We start from the raw sequence: 5,763 nt of genomic DNA on the forward strand, positions 1-5,763 counted from the left end.
ACATCAGGCTGCAAGAGAGTTAAGCCAACTAGTGGGGATTGACGAGCTTAATGGAGAATCCTCTAGAAACCTCTCATCTTACGGAGGAATGTTCATTGATGAAAAAAGAGGACTAATATTCATTTACATAAAAAACGAAGAAGATAAGCAAAAAATCAAACAAAAACTAGAAAAATACAAAAGAAAAATAAATATAATATTCCTAAAAGGAAAATACAATTTCGCAGATCTAGTGAGATGGAAGCATATGATAGAAAGGCTTAATGTAAGTGTCATTAAGCAACTTGGAATTGTAACGATAGATGCCGATGAAGCTCACAATACGTTGACAATTGGGTTAGCAAACGTAACTCTAGAAACTCTAAAAATACTTGAAAAGGAATTAGAGAAACTGGAATCCCCAAAGAGGCAGTAAGAGTGGAAGAGGAAGGATACATAAAGCTAACCACAAATAGTGATTTTATTAGACCTCTTATTGGTGGGATTAAACAAAATAGAGAATTGAGAGGCACTGGAACTCTCGGATATGTAGGGTATTACAAAAATATAAAGGGATCAGTTTATTGTTCATATAGAAATTCAGCTGCAGAGCTTTATGGAATAAACTGGGGAAAACCTTCTTCAGGCTCAATTTATAGTCCAATAGACGGAATTGAAAAAGATCTGGGGATTAGTCTTACAGTAACTTATAACTAGCGGAGGGAATAAAAATTGAAGAAAAAAGAAGATCTTCTTGCCATCACCCTTGCTATTATTTTACTGCTTTCCATAATCTACATCCCTATTCTAGGAGTGTATATACTAAATGTAATCGAAGATAGAAGGTATGAGCAGATACCTTGGACGCAGGAATGCTCAAAATTTGTAGAGTATCCCCTTCCACAGGATCCTTCATCCACTGGGAAAAATGCTACTGAAATACTCCTCCTTAGACTTGAGGGAAAATGGATCTTTAACCTCACTGGATGTGCTTATGAAGATGGAGTACTCTTTCTAAAGTTTACTTCTAAGAGAGTGTCTCAGTATAGTGAATCTTCTGGAGTAATTCAGACTCCTCTTGCTTATATTTCCGACCTTCGAGTTGTGTCAAAAGTTAATGCAGAGAAAGTGATAGTATACATCAGGGGAGATACAAACAAGAAAATTACGGTAAGCCCTTAAGACTTTAATTCCAATCATCTGACTATTAAAGGAAGTGGCAAGGAAGACAGATTCAGAGACAAAAGCATGAATTTCAAAGCACCAACATACTATCAGGTGGGCTAATGATGAAACCAATAATCCGCGAGGCTAAACCTCAGGATAAACCATTTATCGAGGAAATAGCCCATCTCACCTGGGACGGTGAGGACTACCTTGCGCGCGTATTCGACGAATGGATTAAGGATGGGAACTTCTATGTTCTCGAGCTTAATGGGAAGGTCATTGGCACTGTTAAGTTGACTCTTCTTCCCAATAGAGTTAGTTGGATGGAAGGACTTAGGGTACATCCCAACTACCACGGTAGGGGATTTGGTAAAATGTTACACAACTTTATTGTAGAGAAGGGAAGAATGATGGCAAGTGAAGGTATAATAGATGCCCTTGAGTTCTCCCCCTACTTCCTTAACAAAAAGATAATAGCCATGGCAGAAAAGAATGGATTCTGGGTTAAAGCGCGGTTCTTCGTTGCCAGCGTAAGGGTTGGCGATTTTAAACCTGAGGAACCAATTAGAATAGAGCCAAAGCTTGAGGACTTAACTTTAGGGATTATTCCAGTTGGATGGAGATTCATAAAAAGGAGTGAGGAAGCATTAGAATGGATAAGAAAAAATGCTGAAGTCTATGAGTACAACGGCCTTAAGTTTATAGGGCCAAAAAAGGAAACAATATTTACACCTCTCGAACCTGGTCCCGCTGTCCTGAAGGCACTTTTACCAGCAATGGCTTGGGTAGCAAGAGAAAAGGATAAAGAAGAATTTAACCTTATGTTGTCCAGCTCAATAAAACCAGTTCTTTCAGTTTTTAGGAGGATAGGAGTCTACATATGGGACGATGCTAAAGAACCGAATGTTCTTGTTTTTAGAAAGAAATTAAAAGATAAAAAGGGTTTAATACCTTTTGTGAATAAGTGGAATTATAACAAAGAATACTAATCCTGCTGGGCCACAAATACCCTTTTTTTCACTTTCTGTAGGTTTTGGTGTCTTTTCTTCTGGAATTTGAGCGGTGGAGGTGATGTGGGGGGAGGTTATTATTGTGATTTTTGGAGAAGTCTGGGTAGGGCTTGTGGTGGTTTTTGAGTAAGTAGGGCTGGAAGGGTTGGTTGTTGTAGTCTTCTTAGTTTGCCCTAAGCTTGGACTTGCCTGAAGGTCACCAGAACAAGCTTCACTAACGATTAGGTGAAGATCCCTTGTTGATGATTTCACATCAAACTCTTCTATTAGAGGAGTATCCATCTGTGGAGGTTTTATAAATTTTAAAGAGATTTCAAGATTTTCAATTTCAAGCTTTGGTCTGTCTGCGTCACAAGGAGGGGTTGATCCATCTTTTCCAAGGGCTAGTGAAACAATGTCCTTCTTCATAAACACATTTCTAAAGTAAAAGAGATACAAATAATCGCCAACCGCTATCCCTCCAAGCTTGTTGTATCCCATTGTATCTCCTAGGAGAACATGCCATCTAAGCTTTCCATTTTTGTCAAAGTTAAGAATCCAAGCGTGCCTTTTATAGTCTTTACCTTCCTGAAATGAAGATCCCGCGTATCCGAGAACGTATATGGAATCTCTGGCTGGTATCAGTTGTATGAATGTCTCACCTGAATTGGGAAACTTCTTAGACCAAAGTAAGCTTCCCTCCCCAGAGAGCTTTATCAAAAAGGGCTCATATAGATCTGGTTTTATTGCTCCAGCCAGATAAATCTCATTTCCATCGATGGCAAGATCTTTGAGATTATAACCGTACGTTGGGACTTTCACGAGTAGCCCCCTTGTTATATTCCCGTTTTCATCTATCCAATAGAGGGTTGGTTCTTTCCAGGCCACAAGTACAAGAACTTTTCTGTCTTCTATAATCTCTATTCCTACTGGTCTCATTGGGGGCTCATAGGCCCCATAGACTTTCGCCCATTCAAGCTTTCCTTCTGGAGATAATTTCATAACTACAAACGCTTCCATCATCGATGAAAACCAACCTATGGTCTCGGCAAGAAGGTATATTCCGTTTTCAGTAATAAGTCCCAACGTACGGTTATAATCTCAAAGAACTAGCGTCAATTGGGATAAGTTCTTTTGTATAGTTTTTGTCCAGTCTATCATTATATTGCCACATCCTATAATATCTTGCCCACAGAATGTTTCCCTCTGGAGTCATCTTAAAGACCACTGTTCCAGAGAATATCGGAGCATCTGGACGTTTCACTCTGAAGAATCCAATAATGTTCCCATCTGGACTTTTCCTAAGAAACACCCTAGGATTGTCTAATTCAAATTGAGGGCCCAATTCAGTTCCATTGAAAGTGAACCTTACTTCCTTTACCCACTTAATTTCTCCTTCTCCGGTTAGGGAATCTAGTGACATTATGTAGAAGAATTGTGAGGAAAAGTCAAACTTGATAAATCCCAGGTAAGTAAATTGTCTTCTCCATTATCAATGGACTTTCAGGGTACATGATATCAGAGTTCTCTATTTTGTAAGTCTTTGCCCATCCTTCAGCTACTGCCATTGGGATAGTTATGAGGAGAATGGCCAAGGGGAGAATAAGCTTCCTTGCCTCCTTCACCTTGATCCCCCTTCAATATGTTTATACTTTGGTCTTTTAATAGATTAAGGTGTCAGAGGATGGGCATGTGGGAATCGAAGTTTCATTTCTGTCAGGCCTGTGACAAAGTGCTGGAGGAGTTATTTTATTTTTCTCTGTTCTTCTAGGTATGATCATGAGTGGGATTAGAGAGAAACTTAAAAAAGAAAATAAGGAAAATAAAACTTTTAAAATCTGGATTTAGTAGTAACCCAACCCATTATTAATCCGGCAGGGAGGAGAACAGCTGTAGCTTCAATAAATACTCTAGAGTATTGAGAATATCCAAGTGTACGTGTTATAAAAGCCAATAGTAATTCTATGCCAGCAACTGTAAATAACACAACATAGAGAGGAATCCTACCTATTAAAATTGCACTTATAGCAAAGGGGATTATCACTAAGCCAAAACCCATAAAAAGACCTTTTACAGTGTTTCTTAGTGGATCATTCCAGAATTCCCCAGTTGTTATTCCTGCATAAGATGTAAAAATCATGAGAAAAACGACAAAGACCATCCCAAGTGCAAGCCCTTTTCTTTTCATGGACATTCACCTTCAAGCTCCATGATATTCACACCCACTTCCCCACTCAAGACAACTTTTTTCGATACAGTCATAACAATTTGCAATTACACAAACAGTACATGCTATACACCCTATTGGGTTTACCAAGCATACAGTTGCTCCTACTCCACATACCGCTCCACACCGCCCAGCGGCAAGGCAACAGTCAATCGCATAATCCCTGTCATAGGAACAACAATATTTAGTACAAAACTCCCTGGGATATGAACAGTCTGAGTTGCTTTTACATTCGTGTCTACAGTTACTTAATGCCGTAAGTTTACCCCCATTTACACTTATTAATCTAGGGACTAGTTTCCCTTGAGAAAGTTCGATTAAGTACCCTCTCACTTTCACCCCCTGAACGGGCTTTGAAAACTCATAAAGTGCTACTACATGTTTCTTGTCTTTTAGGGGAATTCCTATAGCGATCATTGTTATATTTTCCCCATTATATTCAAGGACGTGTTTTACGACTTTAACATTAGAGTAATCTACGTTCCATGGTTTTGCTAACTTCCAGAAGTCTCTACTTGTTACTAGCTTAAAAAATATGTGGACTCTAGACCAATTCTCTTGAACACTGTTAAGATGTTTTACAACCTCAAATGGGTTTACACAGTCTTTTACTTCTGGATATTGTGGATAACCAACTGCATATAATCCATATGTTCCAACTAAGAGAAAAACTATGCCCGTAGCCAATAAGGTACGTCTTTGCATTTGTCCCCCCCATATACTTTGTATAATATTTAACAATTTTATTATATATAACATTTTCGCTTAAAAGAAACACGAATATATCTGTTTATTTTTATTATAACTAAATGAAGTATAATAACTTTTTACATGTTTTATTGGGTTTCCTATGGCACCTGAATGAAATTCTCAAGAAAGCCAAGGGAGCTATTCCGAAGAAAAGGTAAAGTATTCCTCTAAAATTTTTCAATCTTCTCTATCTTCTCCTTGAAATCTGGGAGTCTAATTTATTATTTCACCTCCCCCGAAATAAGAAATGCCTGCGACCATGAGGAATTATAGTATCTTATTTACAGTATCTTTATTCCTAATAGTTTGGGCCACCTTTTCAGATTGTTACTGTAGATAAAACCATTGCTACATAATCTAAATAATAGAGAACCCTGTCTAGTGCTTTACTATCTCAGTAAAGTACATTAGTCTGTTCTCTTTGGTTAGCAACTAGAAATTTTGAGTCTTCCTGAACGTTCCAGCCCATTAAGAATTTTTGCTAGCTCTTTGGCCTTTTCTTAATTATCAAACATAGACTTTTGAGAATTAAGATTAGAATATACCTATTACTCTGACACTGTCAGGATAAGCAGTGGGACGTTAGGTTTAAGTTTCTGATACCTCTTCAGAAAAGGGGAGAGAAATGAGGACTGAAACCATTATTTACTT

General features: G+C 38.1%; 8 protein-coding genes and 1 pseudogene. 4 read left to right on the forward strand and 5 right to left on the reverse strand.

All coding sequences use genetic code 11. From position 1 onward, the window contains the following. From PWP39_RS09580 to PWP39_RS09595, 4 genes and pseudogenes are all read left to right on the forward strand, one after another. Positions 1 to 415, forward strand: a pseudogene (locus tag PWP39_RS09580) (hypothetical protein); the annotation flags it as partial. A 2-nt stretch (positions 416 to 417) separates the two neighbouring features. Next, positions 418 to 696 carry a hypothetical protein gene (locus PWP39_RS09585; RefSeq protein WP_288073566.1) on the forward strand — a complete coding sequence of 93 codons (279 nt, stop codon included), beginning with the start codon at positions 418 to 420 and terminating at the stop codon, positions 694 to 696. A 15-nt stretch (positions 697 to 711) separates the two neighbouring features. Then, positions 712 to 1,161 (forward strand): hypothetical protein, encoded by a 450-nt coding sequence (locus PWP39_RS09590; RefSeq protein WP_014835290.1) that lies wholly within the window; start codon positions 712 to 714, stop codon positions 1,159 to 1,161. A gap of 107 nt (positions 1,162 to 1,268) precedes the next feature. Then, positions 1,269 to 2,135: a GNAT family N-acetyltransferase gene (locus PWP39_RS09595; protein ID WP_014835289.1), complete on the forward strand. Its 867-nt coding sequence runs from the start codon at positions 1,269 to 1,271 to the stop codon at positions 2,133 to 2,135. Here PWP39_RS09595 and PWP39_RS09600 read toward each other — a convergent pair. The 5 genes from PWP39_RS09600 to PWP39_RS09620 form a co-directional block, all read right to left on the reverse strand. Then, positions 2,091 to 3,158: a CGP-CTERM sorting domain-containing protein gene (locus PWP39_RS09600; protein WP_014835288.1), complete on the reverse strand. Its 1,068-nt coding sequence runs from the start codon at positions 3,156 to 3,158 to the stop codon at positions 2,091 to 2,093. The genes PWP39_RS09595 and PWP39_RS09600 overlap by 45 nt on opposite strands. A 70-nt stretch (positions 3,159 to 3,228) precedes the next feature. Further along, entirely contained in the window at positions 3,229 to 3,558 is a 330-nt protein-coding gene (locus PWP39_RS09605; protein ID WP_011012087.1) for a hypothetical protein, read from the reverse strand. Between the two features lie 25 nt (positions 3,559 to 3,583). Further along, the gene (locus PWP39_RS09610) at positions 3,584 to 3,760 is read right to left on the reverse strand and encodes a hypothetical protein (RefSeq protein ID WP_011012086.1); all 177 of its coding nucleotides are present in this window, start codon (positions 3,758 to 3,760) and stop codon (positions 3,584 to 3,586) included. Between the two features lie 206 nt (positions 3,761 to 3,966). After that, positions 3,967 to 4,323, reverse strand: a complete 357-nt coding sequence (locus PWP39_RS09615; RefSeq protein ID WP_011012085.1) for a hypothetical protein — start codon at positions 4,321 to 4,323, stop codon at positions 3,967 to 3,969. A 12-nt stretch (positions 4,324 to 4,335) separates the two neighbouring features. Beyond that, positions 4,336 to 5,067, reverse strand: coding sequence for a hypothetical protein (locus PWP39_RS09620; protein WP_014835287.1), 732 nt, complete (start codon positions 5,065 to 5,067; stop codon positions 4,336 to 4,338). Positions 5,068 to 5,763: the final 696 nt, after the last annotated feature.

It is taken from the genome of Pyrococcus sp. (assembly GCF_030153625.1).
In the GTDB taxonomy this organism is placed as follows: Archaea; Methanobacteriota_B; Thermococci; order Thermococcales; family Thermococcaceae; genus Pyrococcus; species Pyrococcus furiosus.

Excerpts from the sequence above, each read along its gene's own strand:
- PWP39_RS09620 (WP_014835287.1), bottom strand. The coding sequence starts at position 5,067 with ATGCAAAGACGTACCTTATTGGCTACGGGCATAGTTTTTCTCTTAGTT.
- PWP39_RS09605 (WP_011012087.1), bottom strand. The coding sequence starts at position 3,558 with ATGTCACTAGATTCCCTAACCGGAGAAGGAGAAATTAAGTGGGTAAAG.
- PWP39_RS09595 (WP_014835289.1), top strand. The coding sequence starts at position 1,269 with ATGAAACCAATAATCCGCGAGGCTAAACCTCAGGATAAACCATTTATC.
- PWP39_RS09600 (WP_014835288.1), bottom strand. The coding sequence starts at position 3,158 with ATGATGGAAGCGTTTGTAGTTATGAAATTATCTCCAGAAGGAAAGCTT.
- PWP39_RS09615 (WP_011012085.1), bottom strand. The coding sequence starts at position 4,323 with ATGAAAAGAAAAGGGCTTGCACTTGGGATGGTCTTTGTCGTTTTTCTC.